Source organism: Nonomuraea sp. NPDC050547, assembly GCF_044457345.1.
GTDB lineage: Bacteria > Actinomycetota > Actinomycetes > Streptosporangiales > Streptosporangiaceae > Nonomuraea.
Genome location: NZ_JBITGW010000019.1, coordinates 1 through 23,416, shown reverse-complemented (window position 1 = coordinate 23,416; position 23,416 = coordinate 1). Strand labels below are relative to the sequence as shown.

The window sequence follows — 23,416 nt, the reverse complement described above, 5'->3', positions numbered from 1 at the left end:
AGGCTCGGACGGTGCTACATGCAGACGACGGCGCTCACCGTGCTGCCGCCGATGCACGCCGACAGGCTGACGGTGCTGGCCAGGCAGGCGACGCCGACGCTGACGGTGCTGAGTACCGAGGCGGGTCCCTCACCGGAGGAGGGGGCGCTTCTGTTCTGCAGATTGAGGACGTATCCCATGGTCGGTTCCCTTCGCTTGTGCGGATGGTTAGCAGACGGCGATGCTGGTGGTGCTGAAGCAGGTCACAGGGCTGAGGAAGCTGAGCGAGGCCGGCTCGACGCCGTCGTGCGCCTCGCGGACGTTCTTGGTCTGGAGATTGAGGACGAAGCTCATGTCGGGTTTCTCCTTTCAGATCACGCGGTGATGGTGGTGATGCACAGGAACTGACTGGCGCTGCTCTGGCAGTTGAAGTAGCTGTTGGTGCTGATCGACAGGACCGCGTCACCGTCGGCGGAGGCGCCGGATCGCGACAGGTCCTGAAGGTTGAGGACGAAAGCCATGTCGGTCTCTCCTTAACGGCTAGCAGGCGGCCCAGCTTTGATTGCTGAAGCACAGCGACAGGCTCCAGGTGCTGGGCTGCCTGGCGGCGCCGTTCCCGGTGTCGTCACGGCCGGCCTGGATGCTCTGCAGGTTCAGAACGAAGGACATCTCTTGGACTCCCTTGGGTCGTCAGCAGCCGATCAAGGTCCAGCCGCTGATACAGAACGATGGGCTGAGGCTGCTCGGACCGAGCGCGTCGTAGTCGCCGTTGGCCCGGTCGGCCGGAACGCCACGCGACTGGAGGTCGAGGACGAATGCCATGTGGATCTTCCTTTCGGGATGGAGTGGAACGGTCAGTCGAGCTCGTCTGGGTGAGCGGGCGCCTCCTTTCCGCGCTCTGCCCCGGCGAAGGGCCGCAGGAAAGGCAGCAGCGGCAACGACGCATCACGCACACCGGCGAGCGCGTGCAGGATGCCCGCGCTGCCGGTGCCGAAGTCCATCGACAGCCGCATCAGCTGATCGCCGGGGAAGGCGATCTCGCCCCGGAGCCCGACCATGTGCAGACGCAGCCGCTCGCGTTTGACGGCGATCAGCTCATCCAGGCGGGTGGTGTCCGGGTAAAGCGTGCGGAGGTGGTTGAGGAAGCCCATCTGGCCGGCAGTGCCGAAGAACACCATGGGGCACACGTGGAACTCGGCGTGGGCCGCGCGGCGCAGGCGATCCATCGCGACCGACAGATCCTCGGTACGGCGGTGCCGCAGCAGCTCACTGAGAGCCAGCCCGACACCCGCCGACCCGGTGCCGATGTAGGGCATCATGCGCCAGCCCTCGTTGACGAACAGCACGTCGGTTTCCTCGACGTGGGCGCAGCAGTCCAGCTCGTGCCCGATGGCCTGTTCGGCCAGATCGAGGTAGGTGTCGTCGCCGGTGGCCTCGAAGAGCCGGACGAACAGCAGGGCCGGCCCCGACATGCCATACAGCAGCCCGGCTCTGCGGTGCTTGCCGTTGTCATCGACCGGCTTGGGCGGCTGGTTCACCAGCCGCTCGCCGATCTGGTTGGCCGCCTTGATCGCCGAGTCGCGTAACCCCTGATCGTCCAGGCGTCCGGCGAAGTAGAGCTGGTTCAGCGCCACGCCGCTCAGCCCGCTCATCAACTCGTCGGCCAGCGACACGTGGCCGATCGTGTCGATCCGGTCGAGTACCTCCAGCGCGGCCTCCCGGTTGCCGATTTCCTCGAAGGCATGAGCGATGCCGTGCAGGCCGTCATAGAAGCCGATCCGGTGCAGGCCCTGATGGTGGCGGACCCGCTCCAGCAGCCACCGCTCGTATTCCTCGCGCCGGCCGTACCCGCTTTTGGCCAGCGCGTACAGCACGCCGGCCGCGCCATAGCCGAACCCGAGGCCGCCCAGGGTGAACTGCTCGACGTCGCCCGGAAAGAGGCGGTCTTCGCGTTCCGGTGTGGCGCTGGCCCACACCGCCCTGGCCATGGATGCCTCGATCTCCTGCCAGTCGGCTCCAGCGATCACCTCGCTGGTGTGCGTCATCTGCTCCTGGCTGCCCGCCCATTCAGAGGAGCCCAGGTCGAGCAGGCCGAGCACGCTCTCGCCCCAGCCTTCTGGCATCGGGAAGCGCTGCTGCACGAAGTCGACCAGGGCGCGTGCCCTGGTGGTGTCGAGGGTGATGAGCACGGTGAGCGGCACGAACGGTGCGATCTTCAAGCAGCCGAGGGCATAACGGTCGGCGGCCAGGCTCTCGCGCTTGTCCGGCGGCACGAAGCCCGGCGCCCCCATGCCGATGCGCTGTTCTTGGTCGATGTAGGTGGCCAGCTCGAAGTCGATCAGTTTCACCTGACCCTCTTCGGTGATCATGATGTTGTTCGGGTGCAGGTCTCCGAAGGCGATGCCGCGTTCGTGCAGCCGGGCGACGACCTCGTCGATCTGCGCGGTGATGTCGACGGCCCATTCGGCGAACTCGCGGATCGTCTCCTCGGTGGGCTCGAACTGGATCAGCGGCGTGCGGTGCACCATGCGCTTGTTGAGCGTGACGCCGTCGACGAACTCCTGGACCAGGAAGTGGTGCTCCCAAAGCTCGAAGTAGTCGTAGCAGTCGACGACCGCGTCCAGGTCGGCCAGCTTGACCAGGAACTCGTGCTCCCTCTTCAACCGGCTGACCGCGTCCCGGCCAACCTGGTCGAGCCCCGCTCCGGGCCTGGCCTCCTTCAAGATGACCTTCCTGCCGGTGGCCTTCTCGATGGCCACGTAGATGCCGCCGCCGTTGGAGAAGTGCACTGCCGACTCGATGTCGTAAGGGAAGTCGGCGGGGGCCTCACCGTCGCGCCGCTCGCGCAGGTGGGAGTCGAGGAAAGCCGGCGGGTGCACCCAGTCCGGCACGTAGAACACCGGATCCCGCTGGTCCACCACCAGCTCGCCGTCCGGCGTCTCGATGGCCATGGCCGGCTCGCCCAGGTCATTGCGGGTCACCCGCTCGACGAAGCCGCCGTAGCGCAGGTACAGCGGGCCGTCCTTCCAGCGCAGGTCACTGAGGATGTACGGCCCGCCGAGCCCTCGCAGACGCGGGTTCAGGTCATCGAGCACCTGCTTGAGCTGCTCATCAGAGGTCGGGTAGATGGTGATGAACTTTCCGCTGCCGCCCCGGTCGGCGTACTTGAGGTTGCGGCCGATGAACGCGGCCTCGCTGGTCAGGAACTTGAAGGAGATCTGCCCGGCCAGGCAGTACTCCGCGGTGACGTCGAGCACCTGTTGTGCTGTTTCACGAGTGGCCGAAATATGAATCTTCCAGCCCTGGGAGAGCATTGTCGCCGCGCCGCACATGTAATTGAACCAGGGGCCCTTTCGGACCGTGCGCCAGCCTTCTGGGGCAGGGGTCTCGGCCTGCTTGTAACCCTTCTGGGCTGCAGCCCACTTGCCTGGCTCGTCATAGAAGAGGCGGTCGGCGAAACAGTACTCGAAGTATTGGAGCTTCATCTCTGCACCGTCCTGAGTGGGCCTTGTCTGTGTGCGTGACTAACACGATATGGACAATGCGAATTAAGTCCAATTACGCAGAGTTGCCGCGATCTAGGCAGCTGGCCGGGCTGATAACGTTTTCAATCACGTCTGCGATGTGCTCCGACGCGCTCCGTGATCGCCGTTGAACATTTCCCGAGGGAAAGGCAAGGAGTCCTGATTACGCTGTGTGATATCCCCGGGCGAAGATTTCTTGAGAAACGTCGCTATTTTCATTCTTTCCGAATAATCAAAAAGGCGCAATCGGGGCCCGGTGGACATGAAATGGCTCGCGGCTAAATTCGGCGATGGCGTTATGTAGAGAAAATGTAGACGAAGCGAGTAGCCTGCACAATTCTTTGCCCGGCCGCCCGTAGAAGTGCGCTGCGCTCGGGGCTGGCCGGGCTCGTCGGGTCGTCCTGATCGCCTGGGGGCTCATCGCCCTGCGGATCCGGCCGCTCGTGCTGGGCAGCGTCCTGCTCGTGATGGCCCAACTGCGGCGGATCGATCGCCGCGGCCCGCTGTACGGCCGGCGAGAGAACGACGGCGGCCGAGTGAGCCGGACGGCCGGCGCGGCGATCCAGCAGAACATGGGAAGACCTGGCGCTGGCGGCCCCCGCTGTTCAGGACGGGTCGGGCGGCTCGAGTGGGAGGGGGGCCGGCGTGGGTCGGATCTGTGTCGGCGTCGCTGTGCTCGTGTAGGGGACCGCGGGGCAGCGTGTGCCGGGAGGGGGAAGCGTCTGGTCGATGAGGTATCGGTCGATCGTGCCGCGGGTGCACTGGCTGCGGTTGTAGATGCTGTGTCCCCAGCCTTCGTACGTCAGCAGCCGTGCCTCACCGCCGATCTGGCCGGCCGCGCTGGCTGCCCAGGCGTGGCCGGTGGCGGGGTCATGCCGTGCGTTGCCCAGGAGCAACGTGGGGGTGCCATCGATCCGCAGGCGGTGTTGCGGGTTGGGGATCGGGACGGGTTCGCCGAGGCAGCCCATGGTGAAGGAGAAGGTCAGCGGGCTCACCCGCATGTCAGGTGCGATGCGCTGCGAGCGGCGCAGGAGGGCCGCGAACTCGCGGTAGTTCCGGATCGGCAGATGAAAGTCCTGGCAGACGATCCGCAGGGGGTTGGCGACGAGACCGTCCGCACGCGGGGCCCGGCGCTGCGTGAGCTGACGTGTGAAGATCTCCGGCAGCGCTTTTGAGGGGGTGGCGCCACTGTCGATCGCGACCATCGTCTCGGCGAGTTCCCGCCAGTAGGGGCCGTAGGTGGTCTGGAAGGGAAGCCTGATGAGGTCGAGAGTGCTCAGCGTGACGGTGGGGTGGCCGGGGTGGTGCAACTCGCCGCGTTCGGCGCGGGCGAGCAAGTTCGCCCAGAACGCGCGTAGGTCGCGGTCATGCAGTACGCAGGCGCTGTCGCGTTCACACCAGGCCGCGAACTCCTCGAAGGAGTCCTGGGCCGTGGCGGCCCCCGTGTTGAGGAAGGCGGCGGTGCGCAGGCTGTGGTCGATGTTGCTGTCCAGGGCGAGCGCCCGGACTCGGCCGGGGAAACGCTCGGCGTACAACTGCCCGATGAGGGTGCCGTAGGAAAGGCCGTAGTAGGTGAGTTTCCCGTCACCGACGGCGGCGCGCAACGCGTCCACGTCGTTGACCACGCTGAGCGTGTCGACGTGGTCGAACAGGGGTCCGGTCCGGGCGCGGCAATCGGCGCGGAGCCGGTTGTTGTAGTCGAGCCATCGATCGAAGTCGATCTGGCTCTTGAGGAAAGGGTCGGCTGGTGCCTGCCGCATGAGTTCGGCGGAGCAGACCACGGGATTGCTGCGCGCCACACCGCGAGGATCGAATCCGACGATGTCGAATCTTCGGGTGATCTCTTCGCTGAAGTAGCTTCGCCGTCTCAGGGCGAAGTCGACCCCCGATTCGCCGGGACCACCCGGGTTGATGATCAGGGAGCCGATTCTGGCTTGGGGGTCGGTGGCCTTGCGCCTGGCCACGGCCAGGTCGATGGTGGGGCCGCCGGGGTTCGCCCCATCGATGGGGACGGTCAGGGTGCCGCACTCCGCGGTCGGGTTCTCGACGCAGGGTGCCCAGGCGATGGCCCGGCCGGCCGACGTAACGGCCGCAGCCGCGTTTCCACGAGGGATGAGGACCGTCAACATCAGAAGAACGGTCAGGACGCGAACGAATCTTGTCATGCTTCTCCGCTCGTCAGGTGGGGTTGGCCGACCGCACCGGTTATCGGAAAGGCGATTCGTCCCGATTATCGATCATGCTCGGCAGCTGTGCCCATGAGCCGTGAGGATGACATGACTGATCGTCCCTTCGAGGGATGTCGATGAGATGGTGTCCAGTTCTCGCTGCCCGGCACGAACGGGTCAGGATGTTCCGGAGTTCAGGACCGCATCGACCGCCATGTAGAGGGTGTCGTTCTCGGCCTGCAGGATCGAGCCGTCGGAGGGGAGGGCTCGCTCCAGCGCGAGGCCGTTCAGGACAGTAAGGAGGAACTTCGCGCGCCGGGAGGTGTCGCCGGGGGTGAGGGCGCCTTCCTGCGTGAGCACCGTCAGCCAGTACTCCACGCGACGACGCCCCTCCCCTTCGAGGGCGAGGTACGCCTCCCGCACGTGTTCGGTCGGTTCCGGGGCGATGAAGTGTTCGTGGATGGTGCGGTGCGCCTCCCGCGCGCCGGCGCCGACTCCGGCGGGGGCGAGGACCTGGCGCAGGCAGTCGACAAGGCGGTCACGGGCCGGCACGTCCCGATCGTGGATCCGGTCTTCGGGAACGACGACGTCGTACAGACGGGTGAGTACCTCGTCCTGGAGCGCCCGCTGCGTCGGGAAGTGGAACCGGAGAGATCCCGTGCTCACTCCCGCGCGCGCGGCGACCGCTCGCACGCTGAGCTTCGCCCCGGGGTTTTCCCCGATCAGCTGCATCGCCGCCAGGAGAACCTTGTCCCGGCTGCTGAGCTGCTCGTTCTGTTCCGTCATCACCTGAACCTCCGCCTCACTCGTTCACAGCACTATCACACTGTACTAGCACGCTGTGATAGCTTGGCCATCATTCCGGGTAACACAGTGTGTTAGTCGAGTTGTGATGAAGCGACGGGGTGGAGGAAGCGTGTTGAAGGCATGGCGGCGCAGCCGGGCGATCCGGCGGGTCAAGCGCGGCGACGGGCGGCCTCTTCAGCGGTATCGCTGGTGGCAGTTGCCCTTGGGGCGCGCGCTGTTCCACCTCCCGCCCTCGTCCGATGGCCGGAGGCCGGGGACATACGCCGTCGACGTGCGGCACTGGGGCAACCAGTCAGGCGGCGAGAGTACGGCGCACCTGTATCTCGACGGTCGCCATCACGCCCAGTCGAAGATCCCCGCCGTGTTCCCCCTGGAGGGCGGCGTCATCGAGGTCGCGACGAGCAGCTTCGGGATCAAGCGCTGCCACTTCGTCACCACCACGGGCGAGGAGAACCAACTCGTTCCCGACCCGGCATCGGGAGGCTCAACATCACGCTCGCCCTCGGCGCCGCGCCGGCCGGCATGGAAAGGGCACTGCGTCTGCGCCACCACTGGCTGCTCGACGCCGGGGGCAACTGACCGCCGGGTGGCCCGCTCCGGCAGACGCCGATGACACATCACCAGAGAAACGGAGACGAGAATCATGAACCTCCTTCGCAGGCCATTCCAGATCATCCGTGCCGACCCGCGCGCGTACCTGCTGATCAACGCCCTTGCCTACGGCACGCTCCTCCTGGGCATGGCCCTGGCCCTGATTTTCCCCGATCTCCACGCCGCGCGGACGTCCTCCTTCGTCGACGGCGGCCAGGGGGCGCTCGTCGACACCGTGATCGGCAGCCCCTGGGTCTTCGGCGCGACCATCTTCTTGGTCAACGTGTTCGCGACGGCGCTGCCGCTCATCGTCCTGCCGTCCCTCGTGATCCCCTTCGCGGGCCTCGTGGTCTTCGTGATCAAGACGATCGACATAGGGATCCTCCTGGCGCCCGTCGACCGGACATCGGCACTGATCCTCATCCCGCACTCGCTGACCATGCTCATCGAGTTCCAGGCCTACGCGCTGGTGATGTTCGGCGCCTACCTGCTGGGCAGGTCCTGGCTCCGGCCGGCGACGGTGGGAGCCACCACGCGACGGCAGGCCTACGTGCGCGGTCTGAGCCGGCTTGGCCGGCTCTGGCTCGCGGCGCTCGCGCTCTTCGTCATCGGCGCGGTCTACGAGGCCGTCGAGATCTACTTCCTCGTACCGTTGGTGCTCGGCGCCTGACCGTCCCCATGGCGACGCCGATCGAGGCTTCCGGGCTCGCCCGCCTGAGTTAGTCCGGCCGGTCAGGCGTCACTCAGATCTGGTCCAGGCCGCCGTCGACGTACGATCGGGTGGCGGCCCTGGTCGCCGCGTACACGCCGAACTCCCGCGGCATCTTGCGCCATTGAGCGCCGGTCCTGAACCGCCGGATCACGCCCGTGCTGGGCAGACTGCCGGAGGGCGCCCGTCCCGGCCGGGACGGGCGCCCTCCAGTTCAGGGTGCGACGCGGTGGTCAGGCTCCGTGCGGGCCCGGTGCGGCGCTTCCCTTGTACTCTCCCAGGTCGGAGACCAGCTCGGCGATGTCGGGGATGTTGTCGTAGCGGCGCTGGTGCAGGGCGGCGATCTTCGCGCCGATGTCCGGGTCGGGGTCGTCGGTGATGTCGAACGAGGTCATCTTGTCGATCAGCGGTAGTCCGATGCGGTCGGTGTGGAGGTGTGCGGGGTGGATGAGGTACTCCCAGTAGCGGTCGAGGTCCTCGATCGCCCAGGTGGCTCCCCACTCGTATTCACCCCCGTAGTCGCGGCCGACGACGAAGGACGTCACGGGCGGGATCTTGCCGTGGTTGCGCAGGCTCTGGAGGGCCTCCTCGAGCTGTTGCGGTGTGACGCCGGGCTTGAGGGTGAAGCGGATGCCGTGAATGATCATCGGTCTTCCCTTTCTGGTGGTGTTGGTGGTGATGGGTTGTCAGCCGGCGGCGGCGCGGGCCCTGCGTGCCACCCACGGTGCGAGGGCGGCGAGGGCGGCTGCCGCTGCCATCGCGATCCCGGTCCAGGTGAAGGCGGCGCTGATGCCGGCGCTCCGGACCAGGGGTTGGATGACCAGTGGGGACAGGAACTGTCCGAGGAAGATGCCCGTGACCAGGCCGCTGAGGACCCGGCCGCGCTGGTCGGGGTGGGCGAGCTCGCTGAGCCGCAGGTTGAGGTTGGGGACGGCGAATCCGACCCCGAGGCCGCCGACGAGCAGCCCGGCCGCGATCTGGCCAACGGCGTCGGCCGTGCCGACCAGCAGCCAGCCCACGCCGAGCAGGGCGACGCTGACCGCGGTGATCGTGGCGGACCTCAGTCGCCTGCGCAGCGCCGGGAAGGCCAGAGCGCCGATCGCGCTGGACAGGGTGCTCCCGGCGATCACCGCGCCGGTGAGGGTGGGTCCGCTGCCGTGGCTGCTGAGCAGGAACGGCAGTTGGGTGGGTGCCATGTAGAACGCCAGCGTCACGACCAGGGCCAGCGCGTACACGCCGAGGATCCTGCCGGTCATCGGCGACCGCCGAGGACGTGGGAGGCCGGGCGCCGCCGTACGCCGGCTCGGTGGTTCCCGGCGCAGGGCGCCGATGGCGAGCGCGGCGACGCCGGCCGAGGCGAGGTAGATCCAGAACGGTGCCCGCCAGCTGGCCGTGGCCAGCAGTCCGGCCAGTGGCAGGAAGACGACACCGCCCAGGCCGGCGAAGGCCTGCTGCAGCCCGAGGAAGGACGCACGCCGCGGCCCGGCGAACCAGTCGGTGATCGTCGCGCTGACCGCCGTCATGATTCCGCCCACCGCGATGCCGAGCAGCGCCCTGGTGGCCAGCAGCAGGTACAGGTCGTTGGCGAAGAATCCGGCGGTGCCGCTGATGGCGTACAGCACGAGGCTGGAGACCAGCAGCGGGCGGCGCCCCAGGCGGTCGGCGACCAGCCCGGAGACGGGGGCGCTGACGGCGATCGCGAGGGAGGTGACGGTCAGCGCGAAGCGGACGAGGAGGTCCGCGCCGGGGGTGCCGGCGAAGGCCTCCCGCATCGCGGGCAGACTGGGCGAGATGATCGCCGGCGCCATGATCGTCAGCATGGCCGCCGCCAGGACCGCGGCGCGCGCCGGGCGTGAGGGTGCCCGCTGGGACGGGGCGGGCTGAGTCGAAACGGATGCCATGGGAGGGCTCCTCTCGCGGGATCGGCCGAGAGCGCCCGGCCGGAGGGTCAGTTCCAGAGCGTGACCATGAAGGCCAGCGCGAGGGTCAGGACGGTGAGCGTGGCCGCCCAGGCGAGGCGTTCGACGCGTGGGGTCGTCGGGGTGGTCATGGCGATCTCCTCAATCTCCAGATATGTGTGGTCAATCACTCACTCTTTGGTCCGAAAAAATGGCCACCGGGGACCGGTGACGCGGGGGCGCTCAGCGCCACAGCATGAACAGCACCACGTCCAGAACGGCCAGCGGCGCGAGCGCGGCCCAACGGACCACGACGTTGCGGGTCATGTCATCACCTCCTTCGGTCTACCTCGGCACGGACGTCAGTAATGGCGCAGGCCGTCGCTCAGCGCCCGGGCCCAGGGAGCATCGACCTGGTGGGCGTCAATGGCGACCACCAGATGGCACAGCATGCCCCTCGCGAAGAACTGCTGGATATCGGCCTCCGCCGCACCGGAGACACCTCGTACGTACTCGACCAGCCGGGCGTAGCCGGCGCGCACCACCTCGCGGATCGCGGCCTCCGAGGCCGCCGCACACTGCGCATGCAACTGCACCAGGAGCAGATCCCGGTCGGCGACAAGCCGAGCGTAGGCGTCGCCCATCGCATCCAGGACCTTCTCCGGCGAGCTGCCCCCGGCCGCGGCGGCGCCATCGCTCAGGCTCTCGCGGATCAGAGCGAAGCAGTGCTCGACCACCGCCACGAACAGCGTCTCCTTGTCGGGAAACAGCCGATAGACGTAGGCCTGCGAGATGCCCGCCCGCTGGGCCACATCCATGGTCGTGGTCCCGAAGTAGCCCCGGCCGGCGAAGGTGCTGACCGCTGTTTCAAGGACCACCTTCTTCCGTTCGTCGGCGGTCGACAGCTGTCGTCGGGATGGTGATGTCGCCATATGAGTAATTAACCACTCACACTTTTGCCTGTCAAGCCCGGCTCGGAGCCTCCGCTCATCCCGGCCGAAGCGTCCAGCCAAGTCGCTCACGGCTGCCAACCTCGCCCTCCAGCTCGGCGTGCTCGCCGAATTCGGCTACCAACGCCCGGGGCGCGATCGTGTAGGAGCGGGCGGTGTTCGGGTTGACGATGGGAAGACGCAGTTCTACGCACACGCCCCGGAAAGGTCGAGTCGTGAGCTGCGATGAGGTCGTCCGGAGAATACCGTGGGCGTCATGGATGCCGACAGCGCGGAGCCGTTCGGACCAATGCTCCGACGTCTGCGCGAACGTGCGGGTTTCACGCAGGAGCAGCTGGCGGAACGCGCCGGGATCAGCACGAACGCGGTGAGCGCGCTGGAGCGCGGCATCCGGTCACGGCCCTACCGCCACACGCGGGATGCGCTCGCGGACGCGCTCGGGATCGCTGCCGTCGAGCGGGCGGCGTGGGAGGGAGCTCTCTCGGTGCCGGTGTTCCGGCCGCGACTTCCGGCTGTCGCGTCTCCCATCCTCGGGCGCGAGTCGCAGATCGACCTGGTGCTGCGCAGGCTGTCGACGGAACGTATGGTGACGCTGACCGGCCCGGGCGGGGTCGGCAAGACGCGGCTCGCGCTCGCGGTGTCCGAGCGGATCGGGGCGCGGTTCGCCGACGGGGTGATCTTCGTTCCGCTCGCCGCTCTCCAGGAGGGCTCGGATGTGCTGCCCGCGATCGCGCACGCGGTCGGCCTGCGGGAGCTCGGTCCCCGTGACGTGCGGGAGGTGCTCGCCGGCCACCTGCGCGCCAGACGCGCGCTTCTCGTCCTCGACAACGCCGAGCACGTGCCGGACGCGGCGGGGGAGGCGGCGGCGCTGATGATCGCGGCTACCGCGATCGTGCTCCTGGTGACCAGCCGCGCACCGCTGCGTATACACGGCGAGCACGTCCATCCCGTTCCTCTCCTCACGGCAGGAAAGAGTGGTGCCCTGTTCGCCGCGCGGGCGGCTCAGGCGAGTGGTCACCCCCTCGGCGACGGTGACCGGAGCGTCGTGGCCGAGCTGTGCGCGCGTCTGGACCACCTCCCGCTGGCCATCGAGCTGGTGGCGGCCCGGACGCGGCTGCTCACACCGGTGCAGCTTCTCGCCCGCCTCGACGCTCTGGTCCTCGGTACGGCCGGCGGCCCGCGGGACGTACCCGCACACCAGCGGACGCTGCGCGACACCGTGCGCTGGAGCTACGACCTCCTCGACGAGGAGGCGCGCACACTGCTGCGTCACCTTGCCGGATTCCGCGGAGGCTGGACGCTGCCCGCGGCGATGGCCGTCGGTGAGCTCTCGGAGACCGAGGCGCTCGACCTGCACGCCACGTTGCTGGACAACAGCCTGATCGTGCGGGACACGGCGAGCGGCGAGCCCCGGTTCCGGATGCTGGAGACGATCCGGGCCGTCGTCCTTGAGCACCTGTCCGCCCCGGGCGAGGCGGACCGGCTACGCGAGCGGCACGCCAGGTACTTCTGCGACCGCGTGACCACCATCGCACCTCTCCTGTGGGACCCCAGGACGGCCGAGGCCCTGGACGAGCTCGAATCCGACCACGAGAACCTGCGTGCGGCCATGCGGCACCTGCTCGCCAACGGCGCGCTGTCCGAGGTCGCCGCCGCCTGCGCCGGATCATGGCTGTACTGGGTGATCCGCGGCCATCTGCGCGATCCGTTGCACTGGGCACGCACGGCCCTTGGCCCGGGGACGGAACCGGCGGTCCGTGCCAGGCTGCAGTACATGGCCGGGTGGTCGCTTCTCCCGCGCGGACACCACGACGAGGCCGCCAGGTGGTTCGAGGCCGCCGCCGGCTCGGCCCGCGACGCCGCCGCGGACGCGGAACTGGCGTGGATCTTGTTGTCCTGGGCGCATGCCGAGGTCTATCGGGGCCGGCCGGGGGCGGCCGCGGAACTGCTCGCGTCGGCCGCCGCGGCACTGGACGGGCACCGCGACGTTCACGCGCTGTCGTGCGTGGCGATCGGTTACGCGCACGTCGCCATAGCCGGCGGTTCCATGGCGGAGGCCGACGCGTTGCTGGCCGCACAGCTTCCGGACATCGAGGCCCGTGGCGCGCAGTGGCCGATCGCCGTCGCGCTCGGTATCCAGGGCCGGGTCGCCGCCGTCCTCGGCGACCACGCGCGGGCGGCGAAGCTGCTCGATCGCTCGGTACGCATCTTCGGCGAACTGCAGGACACCTGGGGCATGGCTCACCAGCTCACCCATCTCGCGGACGCCGCCGCGCTCCAGGGCGACCACACCCGGGCGGCCCTGCTCTATGGCGCCGTCGACGAGCTCGCCCACGAGGTGGGCGCCCAGGTTTTCCATGTGTGGCAGGAACTGAGCGATCGTTGCCAGGCGGACGTCATGTCCGCGCTGGGGGTTGACCGCTGTACACGACTTCGCCGCCGTGGCCGGTTGCTCAGCGTGGCCCAGGTCGTCGAACTGGCGACCGGGTCACGTGACGCCCACACAGTAGCGAGTGTGTGAGCGGTGTCCGTGGTGCTCGCCTTCGCGACGGCCGACGCTGGTCCTCATCCGAGCAGCCCAACCGGAAGGACCGGCACCATGTCATACGAGAGCACCGCCAACCTGAAGATCGTGCAGGGCCTGTACGCGGCTTTCGCCGGCCGGGACCTGGAGACCATCCGCGCCGCCATCCACCCCGAGTTCGTGATGCGGCAGAGTGACCTGCTGCCGTGGGGCGGACGACGCCGGGGGCCCGACGGCTTCCTCGCCTTCCTCGGCACGCTTCTCAGCCACGTCGACCCTGCCCTCGACGTCGAGGCCCTGTACGACGCGGGCGATCACATCGTGCAGTTCGGCTACAGCCACGGCACGGTGATCGCTCACGGCACGCCGTTTCGCGTACCGGAAGTGCACGTCTGGCAACTCCGGGACGGCCTGATCACGTCCTACCAGGTCTACGTCGACGTTCCAGCCGTGCTCGCCGCCTTGACCGACGGCAACTCCACTCCGTGAAACGGCCTGACCGCGCCGGGCCGTCCGAGCGTCGACCACGTGCGCTGGGCGCCCGGCGCCGCACCCGGATGCGGCTCGCCCCCATCGCCACGCCGACTGGTCACATCGGCGGACTGAGGGGCCTGTCCTTCAGGCATCCGCTCATCACCGACTGGTTGCGGTCTCGTGGCCGGGCTACGGGTGCGGCTCCTTGCGCCGACGTGTGGGCGCTGAACTGTGCGAGGGGCGGTACGCCAGTTTTCGATCTGGCCGGCAAAAGAGGTGTGTCATCCTCGACCCATGCCTGATGAGATGCCCAACCGTGCACTGTGGGATCTGCGTGCCCGTGTGCATGGCACCACCAGCGGCGACCGCATCTACGACGTGGACTCCTTCCTGGCCGGGCGGCAGACGCTCAGCGCCCTGGAGCGCGAGATGGTCGGTGAGGTGGCCGGGAAGGACCTGCTGCATTTGCAGTGCCACTTCGGGATGGACACGCTGAGCTGGGCGCGGCTTGGCGCGCGGGTGACGGGGGTGGACTTCTCGCCGGTGGCGATCGGGCGCGCTCGCGGGCTGGCTGAGCGGGCGGGACTGGCGGCTACGTTCGTGGAGGCCGACACGCAGCGGCTGCCGCGGCATTTGGCGGGGCGTTTCGACCTGGTCGTGGCCACTTATGGGGTGCTGAACTGGATCGGCGACCTGAGGGCGTGGATGGGCGGGGCGGCGATGGCGCTCCGGCCGGGAGGCAGCCTCGTGCTGGTCGACATGCATCCGGCCTACCAGATCATCGCGTCGCTCGATCCGCTGGTCGTGGACTGGCCTTACGGGGGCGGGCAGGCCCACCGGGAGACGATCTCCGACACCTACGCCTGTCCCGGCCTGGAGATCGAGCCGCAGGAGGCGGTGCAGTATCCGTACTCGGTGGGTGAGATCGTCACGGCGGCGGCGGAGGCGGGGTTGACGGTGACGCGCCTCGGCGAGCACGTAGCCGTCGATCTGGACCCCCGTTCCCTGCTGTCACGTGGTGAGGACGGACTGTTCCGGCTTCCGTTCGGGGACTCCCATCTGCCGATGCTGTACTCATTGCGGGCGCACCTGCCCGGATGAGGTAATGAGAGCGCCCCTCGGCCGGCCGAGGCGGGGAAAGCCTCCTCCTGCACCCCGGGTACGGCTTCCCACCTTCAATGGTGGCTTCCCGGCAGCACAAGCGATCACGATGACGGCGGGAGATCCGTATGCCGCTTCTTGCTGAGGTCATGGCGCTGACTGTCGCCCTCGGTCTGTACCTGTCAGGGCCGATCCCGTCCGGCGAGCCTCCTCCGTCCAAGATCGAACCGTGGTTCAGTTCGGCAGAGGCCAGGAGCGCGGACGGTCCCGTCTTCGTTCAGTCCTCACCGGTCAGGGTGCCCGCGGGTGGTACCGCCGAAGCCATCGCCGCCTGCCCGGCCGGGACGCAGGTGTTCGGCGGCGGCGAAAGCAATCCCGTCTTCGGGGCCGTGGTCCTTACTCGCTCGATCCCATGGCGCGGCACGTGGGAGACCACTGTGCGCAACAACGGTACGAGCGAGGCCTATGTCACCGGTTACGCGGTCTGTGGCAGCGGCCTCACCGCGTACCGGCAGGTCTTTGGAAGTGCGGTCAGCGTCACCCCGAATGGCGGCCAGGAGTCGGCCTCCGTGGACTGCCCGGCGGGGATGCGGATCCTCGGCGGCGGGCAGTGGATCAGCGGCCCGCTCAACGTCTCCGTCGACGCTTCGCTTCCGGGGAGCGACTCGGTCGGTGATGACTGGTTCATCCGCGTCCGCAACCACAACACCGAGATCATCGGCATCCAGCCCATCGCCATCTGCGGCAGCGGTCCGACGATCCAGATCGTCTCGGGAGGGAGTGCGGTCGTCGCCCCGGGCGAGTACAAACCGGCCACCGCGACCTGCCCGGCGGGGACCACGCTCCTCGGCGGAGGCGGGGGCGGCGTCTGGTACGACACCTACCAGGGGGTGGCGCTTACCGACTCCTACCGCTCGGGGGAGGGCTCATGGACGGTCTACGTCGATCCGCGGTTTCCGGCACTTGCCGGTCGCTGCCTGACGTCCGGGGAATGGACGGATGGCGTCCCGCACGCAAGCCGCCGTGTCAAGGTTCACACGCCGTTGTCACCGAGCTCGCCCACCCGGCCGCGCTGCAGCAGGCGATCGAGCACGTCGGCCGCGCCCTACTGCCCTGAACCGTCGGCTTGACTTTCGGCATCACGCTGCCCCGCGCAAGGGGCTACGGGCACCGCCGTGCTGGAGGCGGGCCCGCGCCCCGGTGCACGATCTTTGCATCTGCGTTCCCGCCCCCGGGCTGCGATGTCATGTCATACGGTGCACCCGCATGTCGCCGATGACACGACACCCAGAGGACTTCGTGGGCGACCTCAATCAGGGTTTTGAGACCCCCGGCTGACATTGAACGCTGAGCCTCCCGCCGCGGGATGGGGTCATTGCTCGGTGGCAGCCGCTGGGACAGGTCCGCCTTCGGCAGCCAGGTGGTCAACGACCAGCTTGCCCACCTGGCCAAGAGCCGGACCTGGTGGCCGCCAGCACCAGACCCCCGCAGCGGGCGTCTGCGTCAGGAGCCAGGGCGAGCCGCTCTACTACCCCGCCTGTCGCCGACTGATGACCGACAGGGGAACGGTGGTCCGGTTGGCGTTCTTTTGCATGCGGACACGGCGCCAGGCAGTAGTCCAGAGCGTGAGGTCGTCGTCGGTGCCACCGCAACCGTGGATGAAGGCCGTCACGACCTTCAGGGAGGGCAAGCGCGGTGCCTTTCTCGGATTGAGAGCCTCGCACAGGGTGCTGGCTCCCACCATCTTCCCGGAACGCAAGGCGATCTCGCGGTAGGACGGTTCGCCCGCCCAGACATGGAATTCTCGCATTATCCGCAGTAGTTCCTCCTTGTTCAGGGCGGCGAGAGGATCGGGCTTGAGCTGGAAGCCCGGGACATCCTCGCGATGGCGGAAGACATCACTCGCACTGACGGACCACTGGGTGGAGCCGTTCACCAGGTTGAGCCGGCGCACGATGTCCTCGAAAGGATCGCTGATGTCCATGACGCTGGTTCCCGGCAGGGCTCGCCGGAACTTGGCCATTCGCGACCACATCCCCTTGAAGTCGTGACGCTGCCCGGGGGTGAGGTCAAGGCACTGAGACAGGTTGTCGACGAAGGTCGAGGGCACCATTTCTCCAGCGATGAGCCTGGCCAGGTTGGCGGGCGAGAGACGAGCCCGGCGGCATAGCTCTTGGACGTCCTCAGCGTTCTGGAGATCTACAAGAGAACTGACCGCGGACTGGAAGTCGGCTCTGGCCTGCACGAAGATTGCCAGATCGCGTTCATTGGCCGACGAGGCGGGGTCGTTGACCAGGGGCAGTGTCGTGGTGTGCTGCGTCGGGACCGTCATGCCGACCGCTGAGGCGTAGCGAGCGAGAGGATCTCCTTGCCGGCGGAAAAGCCGAACAGGTGCGAGACCGCGGTCGTGACTGTGGTGATCAGCAAGACGATCACCTCGGTGGCCATGCCCTTGCTCTGCGCAGTGATCGCAAAGATCAGCAGGATGATGATGAGGAGGATCGTCCGCCAGTTCGGACGGGTTCTGTGGTGTGCTGGGTCGAGATGAGCCTGGGCATGCATGGCGCACCGCCCCCATTTCTGGGTCTATTGCCTGGAGTAGGCAGGAGGATGGGATAGCGCGAATGAGGGTTGCCGCCCACAAGGGTTCGCGTGTGAAAGTCATGATGCCTCATGGAAAGGACCACAGTCGGGCCAAACCACAAAACGGACAAATCGCCCCTATGCGGCTATTTCGTGGGCATCCCCCCATGCTTCTCGCCCATATTGTTCTCCCGTGGTCGCTAGCGTTCAACCGCGTTCGTAGGCGTTCGGATGCGTTCGGAAGTGCTCGGATCCAGGCCCGAAAGCCAGAATCACCGGGTGTGGGCGCACACAATGTCAGCGAGGCGGAATGACCACACGTTGTGTTTGGTTGTTGTCCGCGCTGCCATCGCTCGGCGATGGCAGCTTTGAGGTCACTGACTGGAGTAGGCAGAGACTCAAAGACTCCTGGGGTCCGCTGTTGCCGCAGCGGACCCCTTTGTCACAAGAGGCACCGGCCTGGACCGCTAAACCGATCAGGCGCTCACGGTAACGCTAAGGGTCCTTTCGCAAGTGGGCCAACGCCGTCCTCGGCGCGAACTGGACCCTTCACGATCTTCGTACAGTGCCGCCAGACGCATGCTCGCCGACCCCGATCTGACGCTCGCCGACGTCCTGGCCCATCATCTGGGGAGGGTTCTACGTCCCGGCGCTCGACCTCGGTCCGTTGTACGGTGACCTCGCGCCGGTCGCGCCCTACTGGGTGGTCGCTGCCGCGTCGGCGGTGCTGGCCGTTCGGCGGGCGTGGGTGGGCCGCGCGTCCGGGAAGGCCCGAGGGTGGAGCGCGACGATACCGGCCCGGTCGCCGCGGTGGTTGCTCGTCCCGCTGGCCGGCTGGGCGCTGCAGCTCACGCAAGTACCGATGTGGGAACCCGTCTGGGTCGTCTCGCGGGCCGGCGTCGAGGGGGTGGCTCTGCTGCTGGCGCTGGCCGCAACACTGGCCGCCAGGGACGGCCGCTGGGCGCTGGCGGCGGCCGTCTACCTGCTTCCCGGCTTGGTCTAACTGGCCGAGAACCTGCTGGTGGCGGGCGCCCGCGGCTTCCTGTACTGGAGCGTGCTCACCGCTCTCGTTGTGGCTTCCTTGGTCGCCGCCCGTCGGGTGCACGCCACGGCGTGAGCGCCGCCTTGTGCACCACACAGGTTGGTGCCTGATCGATCCACTCCCTTAAGCGAGCCCCCGACATTCGGGTCCGTCGGGGTACGAGCCCTCTGGACTGAGCCTGTGTCCATAGGAGTGGCTCGTCTGCCGCTTTCAGGAGACCACCGGGCACCGGACCCGCGCCGACTACCTGCGCTGGCCGTCTCTGGCGGGCGGCCGGGGGCTGTTGGGAGCGGCTGATAGGCCGTCGCCCGCTGTCAGCCCGCCTCTTCCGACTTGCCTCGGCGTTGCCTGCGTACGGCCAGTGCCATGTCGACAGCCGTGACGATGGCCAGCACGACGGCCACGCCCGTGATGGCGGGTATGCCGGCGATGAGGCCGAGCGCGCCGAAGACTGCCAGGAACACCAGGATGAACGACCCCACGCGCACATGAGCGACATCTCGCGGGGTGGCCGGCACCATCGGCTTGCCGGAGGGGGAGCGCTGTTCCCAATCTTCACTTTCAGGCGTGGACCCACCCTGCCCGTCTCATCTGTCGTGTAACGCTACTCCGGAGCGTTGACATGGGGCTTTGCGCCGCAGGTCGGAGTCTGCGGCACCGGTTTGTGGCGGGCCGTAGGCTCGGCCGGCGCAGGGCGCGCCCCCTCTTTCGCGCCCGGCGCCGGCCCGGTCCCCGTCGGGGCTTACGGCTGTGAACCCGCAGGATTGCCGCAGGTTAAGGAGTGGTGCGCGCGCCGGCGGTGCGGCGGCTCAGGAGCAGTCCGAGGCCGGTCATGGCGATGCCGAGGATGAGGTGGAGCCAGTTGTCGGCGGTGTTGACCGGGACGAAGTTGGCGGTGCTGTCGGGGTCGATGAGCAGGCCGTAGAGCCACAGCAGCAGGTAGATGATGCCGCCGCCGATGAGGAAGGCGCGGGCGGCGGCGACGGTGCGGGACATGGCGATGCCGGCGACGCCGAAGGCCAGATGCACGAGGTTGTGCAGGATGGAGACCTGGAAGAGGCCCAGCAGCAACGCGTCCGAATGGTGACCGACGGCTTGCAGGTCGTCGTAGTTGGTGGTGATCCCGGGGATGAAGCCGAGGATCCCGACGAGCAGGAACACGACGCCCACGGCCAGGGCGGCGAGCTGGATGGGCGTGCGGGCGGTCCGGGCGGGTGAGGTCATGGCTGCTTCCCCCTCTGAGGTTCGGACGGAGCACACTGCTGTGCCCGGCCCGGCGCGTGCGCCTGTGGTCACGGACGCTCCACCCTGCGCGAGCGGACCGCCCATTTCGATCAACTGCCCGCCACCGGCTTCGCAAACCTGGACCGATCCTGCAGCCACAGGACCGGCGCGCCTGACCGGAGGGATGACCAAGGGTGTGTCGTTGACGCCCTGGACGAAGCGCTTGAGCGGCTCGGCCGCTCCCGGCGTTCGAGTGCCGCTGGCCCGCACGCCAAGCCGTGCACCGTTCCCGTGTCCCCAGGCGGCCGTTGAGGTCCAGCGGCACGAACTGATCGACGCGCTCGCTGGTTAACCGGACCGGCGGCGATCAGCGTGTCCTCGCGCGCCGCCGTGAGCGCCGTGCCCGCAGGGCCAGGCCGATCCCGGCTGCCAGCGCGACGGCGCCGGCGGCGCGAGCGGCCGGGCTGCGGTGGCTGCCCCAGCGGGCCAGGATCAGGCGGGCGCGTTCGCGCAGGCGCTGGGCAGGTGGCTTTGCGGGTGGGGTAGGGATGAGGCTGTCGGCGATGAGTACCACGGTCTGTGTCTCGGCCTGCTCGTCGACGTCGCGGGCTTGCGGTGTGTTCATGTCAGTCGCTGTTCAGGGTGTCGAGCAGGTCGCCGAGGGCGGTGTCGGGCAGGGTCTTGGCGACGTCGGCCATGGCGATGATGCCGACCAGGTCGTGTCCGTCGATGACGGGCAGGCGCGGACCTTGTGCTCGGCCATGGTGCGCAGGATTTCGTGGGTGTCGTCGTCGTCGGCGCCGATGGTGACGGGCTTGCCCTGCGCGAGTTCGCTCGCGGTGCACGAGCTCGGGTCCTTGCCCTGGGCCAGGGCCTTGATGACGATGTCGCGGTCGGTGAGTATGCCCTTCAGGCGGTGGTCCGGACCGCAGATGGGCAGCGAGCCGACCTCCAGCCTGGCCATCTTCTGGGCGGCCTGGACGAGGCTCTCGTCGGCGTTCACGCACTCGGCGTGCGGCGTCATGATGTCACGTGCGGTGGTCATGGGAGGTTCCTTCCGTTCGCCGCATGCTGATAGCGGCTGAAGTCGCGGACGTAGGCGATCGGGGGTGAGGCCGCCCGGGGTCAGGCGTCGCGGTAGGCGCGGACGAACGCCGCGTACCGTTCGCGGGGTAGGCGGGTCAGGCCGTCGGGGTGGAGGTTGCGCAGGAAGGCACCGACTTGGGCGCGGGTGAAGCGCAAGCCGCGCTCCAGCAGGTAGCGCGACAAGGAGCGGATGTCGAGGACGTCGGCGCCGAAGCGGCCGTAGAGGAGTTCCCCGCTGTAGAACGGGGCGGGGGCGCGCTCACGGAGCCGGTCGAAGTTCGCGCGGGTGATCCGGCCGTCGCCGTCGTCGTCGATCAGGTCGATCAGGAACTCGACGTCGTGGCGGGTCACGGGCTCGCCCATCACGGTCAGTCCCAGCAGTACCTCATCGGCCGACAGCTGGCCGTCTCGGTCGCTGTCGAACAAGTCGAAGGTGTCGCGGCCCTCCCAGGCGGCCGTGGGGGTTTGCAGGGCTTGGTGCGGCATGAGTGCCTTCCTCCTCGCACGCCCGCCCGGCCAGGCTGTTTCGTCGGTAGGCACCCCGGCTACCCGCAAGAGACCGTTTCATGCCGGTAGCGCATGAGCCGTCCCGATCGGCGGCGGGAAGGACGCAACCGGCTCTGCCCGGGATGCCCGGTTCGGTGTCGGTGCCCGAGGGTAGGAGCAGCTCTCATGAGCCGAGACCCCGGCCAGCGGCCGCTCGGCGATCACCGCGAGCGGCCCGACATGTACGACGAGCCGGACTTCGCCGAGGAGTTCACGCCTTCTCCTGCCGATCCGGCCAATCAGCCTGAGGACGATCCGGACGAGCACGTGTACGGCCAGGCGGAGGGCTACGAGCGGCCGACCGGCGATCGGCGGCGTTCCCGAAGACGCTGACCCGACCGGATGGCCGCCTCGCCGCAGGCAAGGGACGTTACCGGTGCGGGTAGGCGGGCAGGCAGTGAGGTCATGAGCAGCATCGAGCATTCCGTAGATGTCCAGGTTCCGATCAGCGTCGCCTACAACCAGTGGACGCAGTTCGAGACGTTCCCCGAGTTCATGGAAGGAGTGGAGTCGGTCAGGCAGCTCACCGACACCCGCGCCGCCTGGCTGGCCGAGATCGCCGGGGTCAAGCGCGAGTTCGAGACCGAGATCACCGAACAGCATCCCGACGAGCGCGTCGCCTGGCATAGCCTGGGCACGCCCAAGCACGCCGGCGTCGTGACCTTCCACCGGCTCGACGACATCTCCACCCGGGTCATGCTGCAGATGGAATACGACCCGGAGGGCTTCGTCGAGACCGCCGGGGACTGGCTGCAGCTCGTCCGCATGCGGGTGCAGGGAGACCTACGGCGCTTCAAGGACTACATCGAGAGCCGCGACGGCGAGAGCGGCGCCTGGCGCGGCGAGGTGCCGCGGCCGAACGCGCCCGGCCGCGACGTCGCCCCGCATACGCGCGAGCCGGGCACGGCACCGCTGTCGGGCACCGGCTACCCGCAATCTCCGCCATCGGACGCCTAAGCCGCCGGACCTTTCACCTCACACCAGCCAGACTACGGCGCACGAAAGGTCCCCCGCGATCGCCGTGCTGGTGACCCTGGTCGCCCCGTTCGCGGTTGCGCGGACCCTATTCGCAGGCTTTCGGAGTGGTGCCGCATATCCCTCCGGCCCACCATCGCGGGCGGGCGCTCACGGTGTGGTGATCTCCCCCGTCGGGTTGGTGCTGGCGTAGCGTCGCGAGGCTGACGCGTTCCTCTTCCGTGGCCGGTTGCGAGACGGACGCGCTACGCCGCGTGTGGATCTGCACCGACTCCGCCGTCATGATCCGCGCCGATGGGATCATCCGCCTGTAGGTCGGCCGGGACTGCACCGGCCTCCGGGACCCGGACAAGGTGAGCGAGTACGGTGATGACACCATCCACGCCGTGCTCACCGGCGGCGCCGTCGTGAGCCTGGCCTTCTGCGGCCAGGCCCAGGGCTGGGCGGCCGCCACCCAGCTGGCCGCGGCTATCGGCCAGGCCACGCTGCAGGCGCGCACCGCCCCGGCCGTGTTCGTCTACGCCACCGACGTGGAGCACCTGCTGGTCTGGGTCTACAGCTCGGGCCGGAGCCGGCCCGCCCCCCGGCCGGAGGCGGGAACATCGGCGGGCGGCTGGTGGTTCCACCTCCCGTGGCCGGTGTGCCCAGTGTCCCCGGGCCTCACCTTTCGCCTTCGCGGTCTACCGTTCGGCTGGAGCCGCGTTGAGCCTTTCGCCGAGAGGCGACACGCACACCGGGTACGCACACGTGACAAGGCCCCGGCGTCGCCAGACGCCGGGGCCTTCGCCATCCCCGGGCCGCGCAGCGGCCGGGGCCGGGAGCCGCGGGATCGAGCGCCTAGCTGATCTTGCTTGTGGCCTGGCGGCTCGGGCGCAGCCTGGACGGTGCAGGCGGTGGTGAACCGGGCCGGCGAGCGTGTCCTGACCACGCTGCGCCAGCTGGACGCTGGAGCTGGTGATCCGTGACCCTTTCGCGCGCGAAGTAGCTGAGTAGTCCGCGCGGGCCACTCATCGATCAGCGTCTACCTGATGAGGAGATCAGATGCGACCACGACTAAGGCGTGTTTCATAAGTCGCGGAGCCATTGGTTGATGGCGGCGATGGTGACGGTGGCCTCGAAGCGGACGGCGAGTTTGTCGTGGCGGGTAGCCATGCCACGGTTGTGCTTAAGCTGGTTGATGCCACATTCCACAGCGTGGCGCAGCCGGTAGAGGACGGGGTCGAAGCCCGGTGGCC

Annotated in this window: 28 protein-coding genes; 9 read left to right on the top strand and 19 right to left on the bottom strand. The window is 68.2% G+C overall.

Annotated elements, in window-relative coordinates:
- Nucleotides 1-14: 14 nt before the first annotated feature.
- From ACIBHY_RS39500 to ACIBHY_RS39460, 9 genes are all read right to left on the bottom strand, one after another.
- Nucleotides 15-179, bottom strand: a complete 165-nt coding sequence (locus ACIBHY_RS39500) for a hypothetical protein (RefSeq protein WP_397106709.1) — start codon at nucleotides 177-179, stop codon at nucleotides 15-17.
- A 28-nt stretch (nucleotides 180-207) separates the two neighbouring features.
- Nucleotides 208-333, bottom strand: a complete 126-nt coding sequence (locus tag ACIBHY_RS39495; protein ID WP_397253797.1) for a hypothetical protein — start codon at nucleotides 331-333, stop codon at nucleotides 208-210.
- 20 nt (nucleotides 334-353) lie between these two features.
- Nucleotides 354-500, bottom strand: a complete 147-nt coding sequence (locus ACIBHY_RS39490) for a hypothetical protein (protein WP_397253795.1) — start codon at nucleotides 498-500, stop codon at nucleotides 354-356.
- 19 nt (nucleotides 501-519) lie between these two features.
- A complete protein-coding gene (locus tag ACIBHY_RS39485) occupies nucleotides 520-648 on the bottom strand; it encodes a SapB/AmfS family lanthipeptide (RefSeq protein WP_397106715.1) in 129 nt (42 codons plus the stop codon).
- Between the two features lie 21 nt (nucleotides 649-669).
- On the bottom strand, nucleotides 670-801 hold the full coding sequence (locus ACIBHY_RS39480; RefSeq protein WP_397106717.1) for a hypothetical protein: 132 nt from the start codon (nucleotides 799-801) through the stop codon (nucleotides 670-672).
- Nucleotides 802-833: 32 nt separating this feature from the next.
- A complete protein-coding gene (gene lanKC / locus ACIBHY_RS39475; RefSeq protein WP_397309367.1) occupies nucleotides 834-3,464 on the bottom strand; it encodes a class III lanthionine synthetase LanKC in 2,631 nt (876 codons plus the stop codon).
- Between the two features lie 644 nt (nucleotides 3,465-4,108).
- Nucleotides 4,109-5,668, bottom strand: a complete 1,560-nt coding sequence (locus ACIBHY_RS39470) for an alpha/beta hydrolase (protein WP_397309366.1) — start codon at nucleotides 5,666-5,668, stop codon at nucleotides 4,109-4,111.
- Nucleotides 5,669-5,848: 180 nt separating this feature from the next.
- On the bottom strand, nucleotides 5,849-6,457 hold the full coding sequence (locus tag ACIBHY_RS39465; RefSeq protein WP_397253789.1) for a TetR/AcrR family transcriptional regulator: 609 nt from the start codon (nucleotides 6,455-6,457) through the stop codon (nucleotides 5,849-5,851).
- 357 nt (nucleotides 6,458-6,814) lie between these two features.
- Nucleotides 6,815-7,123 (bottom strand): hypothetical protein, encoded by a 309-nt coding sequence (locus ACIBHY_RS39460; RefSeq protein WP_397309365.1) that lies wholly within the window; start codon nucleotides 7,121-7,123, stop codon nucleotides 6,815-6,817.
- On the opposite strand from ACIBHY_RS39460, the gene ACIBHY_RS39455 reads away from it, so the two are divergent.
- Nucleotides 7,122-7,739: a stage II sporulation protein M gene (locus ACIBHY_RS39455; RefSeq protein WP_397309364.1), complete on the top strand. Its 618-nt coding sequence runs from the start codon at nucleotides 7,122-7,124 to the stop codon at nucleotides 7,737-7,739. The genes ACIBHY_RS39460 and ACIBHY_RS39455 overlap by 2 nt on opposite strands.
- 272 nt (nucleotides 7,740-8,011) lie before the next feature.
- Here ACIBHY_RS39455 and ACIBHY_RS39450 read toward each other — a convergent pair whose 3' ends face one another.
- From ACIBHY_RS39450 to ACIBHY_RS39440, 3 genes are all read right to left on the bottom strand, one after another.
- Entirely contained in the window at nucleotides 8,012-8,425 is a 414-nt protein-coding gene (locus ACIBHY_RS39450; RefSeq protein ID WP_397106731.1) for a Dabb family protein, read from the bottom strand.
- Nucleotides 8,426-8,464: 39 nt separating this feature from the next.
- A complete protein-coding gene (locus tag ACIBHY_RS39445) occupies nucleotides 8,465-9,679 on the bottom strand; it encodes an MFS transporter (protein ID WP_397309363.1) in 1,215 nt (404 codons plus the stop codon).
- A 359-nt stretch (nucleotides 9,680-10,038) separates the two neighbouring features.
- Nucleotides 10,039-10,608, bottom strand: coding sequence for a TetR/AcrR family transcriptional regulator (locus ACIBHY_RS39440; protein ID WP_397309362.1), 570 nt, complete (start codon nucleotides 10,606-10,608; stop codon nucleotides 10,039-10,041).
- 274 nt (nucleotides 10,609-10,882) lie between these two features.
- On the opposite strand from ACIBHY_RS39440, the gene ACIBHY_RS39435 reads away from it, so the two are divergent.
- The 4 genes from ACIBHY_RS39435 (at nucleotide 10,883) to ACIBHY_RS39420 (ending at nucleotide 15,855) form a co-directional block, all read left to right on the top strand.
- Nucleotides 10,883-13,147 (top strand): ATP-binding protein, encoded by a 2,265-nt coding sequence (locus tag ACIBHY_RS39435; protein ID WP_397309361.1) that lies wholly within the window; start codon nucleotides 10,883-10,885, stop codon nucleotides 13,145-13,147.
- 78 nt (nucleotides 13,148-13,225) lie between these two features.
- Entirely contained in the window at nucleotides 13,226-13,639 is a 414-nt protein-coding gene (locus tag ACIBHY_RS39430) for a nuclear transport factor 2 family protein (RefSeq protein WP_397309360.1), read from the top strand.
- 279 nt (nucleotides 13,640-13,918) lie between these two features.
- Nucleotides 13,919-14,725 (top strand): class I SAM-dependent methyltransferase, encoded by an 807-nt coding sequence (locus tag ACIBHY_RS39425; RefSeq protein ID WP_397309359.1) that lies wholly within the window; start codon nucleotides 13,919-13,921, stop codon nucleotides 14,723-14,725.
- Between the two features lie 128 nt (nucleotides 14,726-14,853).
- Nucleotides 14,854-15,855: a hypothetical protein gene (locus tag ACIBHY_RS39420; protein WP_397309358.1), complete on the top strand. Its 1,002-nt coding sequence runs from the start codon at nucleotides 14,854-14,856 to the stop codon at nucleotides 15,853-15,855.
- 398 nt (nucleotides 15,856-16,253) lie between these two features.
- Here ACIBHY_RS39420 and ACIBHY_RS39415 read toward each other — a convergent pair whose 3' ends face one another.
- Together ACIBHY_RS39415 and ACIBHY_RS39410 are read right to left on the bottom strand one after the other, a co-directional pair.
- Nucleotides 16,254-17,057 carry a hypothetical protein gene (locus ACIBHY_RS39415; protein WP_397309357.1) on the bottom strand — a complete coding sequence of 268 codons (804 nt, stop codon included), beginning with the start codon at nucleotides 17,055-17,057 and terminating at the stop codon, nucleotides 16,254-16,256.
- Nucleotides 17,054-17,287, bottom strand: a complete 234-nt coding sequence (locus ACIBHY_RS39410) for a hypothetical protein (protein WP_397309356.1) — start codon at nucleotides 17,285-17,287, stop codon at nucleotides 17,054-17,056. The genes ACIBHY_RS39415 and ACIBHY_RS39410 overlap by 4 nt, the downstream gene beginning before the upstream one ends.
- A gap of 688 nt (nucleotides 17,288-17,975) precedes the next feature.
- Here ACIBHY_RS39410 and ACIBHY_RS39405 point away from each other — a divergent pair.
- Entirely contained in the window at nucleotides 17,976-18,311 is a 336-nt protein-coding gene (locus ACIBHY_RS39405) for a hypothetical protein (RefSeq protein ID WP_397309355.1), read from the top strand.
- A 353-nt stretch (nucleotides 18,312-18,664) separates the two neighbouring features.
- On the opposite strand, the gene ACIBHY_RS39400 is transcribed toward ACIBHY_RS39405, so the two are convergent.
- The 5 genes from ACIBHY_RS39400 to ACIBHY_RS39380 all read right to left on the bottom strand — a co-directional run bounded on the left by ACIBHY_RS39400 (nucleotide 18,665) and on the right by ACIBHY_RS39380 (nucleotide 21,146).
- Nucleotides 18,665-18,832, bottom strand: a complete 168-nt coding sequence (locus ACIBHY_RS39400; protein ID WP_397309354.1) for a hypothetical protein — start codon at nucleotides 18,830-18,832, stop codon at nucleotides 18,665-18,667.
- 292 nt (nucleotides 18,833-19,124) lie between these two features.
- Nucleotides 19,125-19,574 (bottom strand): DUF4383 domain-containing protein, encoded by a 450-nt coding sequence (locus ACIBHY_RS39395; protein ID WP_397309353.1) that lies wholly within the window; start codon nucleotides 19,572-19,574, stop codon nucleotides 19,125-19,127.
- Between the two features lie 367 nt (nucleotides 19,575-19,941).
- On the bottom strand, nucleotides 19,942-20,199 hold the full coding sequence (locus ACIBHY_RS39390) for a hypothetical protein (protein WP_397309352.1): 258 nt from the start codon (nucleotides 20,197-20,199) through the stop codon (nucleotides 19,942-19,944).
- Nucleotides 20,200-20,211: 12 nt separating this feature from the next.
- A complete protein-coding gene (locus tag ACIBHY_RS39385) occupies nucleotides 20,212-20,619 on the bottom strand; it encodes a CBS domain-containing protein (protein WP_397309351.1) in 408 nt (135 codons plus the stop codon).
- An 80-nt stretch (nucleotides 20,620-20,699) separates the two neighbouring features.
- On the bottom strand, nucleotides 20,700-21,146 hold the full coding sequence (locus ACIBHY_RS39380; protein WP_397309350.1) for an EF-hand domain-containing protein: 447 nt from the start codon (nucleotides 21,144-21,146) through the stop codon (nucleotides 20,700-20,702).
- A gap of 186 nt (nucleotides 21,147-21,332) precedes the next feature.
- Here ACIBHY_RS39380 and ACIBHY_RS39375 point away from each other — a divergent pair, with 186 nt between their 5' ends.
- From ACIBHY_RS39375 to ACIBHY_RS39365, 3 genes are all read left to right on the top strand, one after another.
- Nucleotides 21,333-21,539 (top strand): hypothetical protein, encoded by a 207-nt coding sequence (locus tag ACIBHY_RS39375; RefSeq protein WP_397309349.1) that lies wholly within the window; start codon nucleotides 21,333-21,335, stop codon nucleotides 21,537-21,539.
- A 72-nt stretch (nucleotides 21,540-21,611) separates the two neighbouring features.
- Complete coding sequence (locus ACIBHY_RS39370; RefSeq protein WP_397309347.1) at nucleotides 21,612-22,163, top strand: SRPBCC family protein; 552 nt, start codon at nucleotides 21,612-21,614, stop codon at nucleotides 22,161-22,163.
- Between the two features lie 371 nt (nucleotides 22,164-22,534).
- Complete coding sequence (locus ACIBHY_RS39365; RefSeq protein ID WP_397309346.1) at nucleotides 22,535-23,026, top strand: hypothetical protein; 492 nt, start codon at nucleotides 22,535-22,537, stop codon at nucleotides 23,024-23,026.
- Nucleotides 23,027-23,416 lie beyond the last annotated feature (390 nt).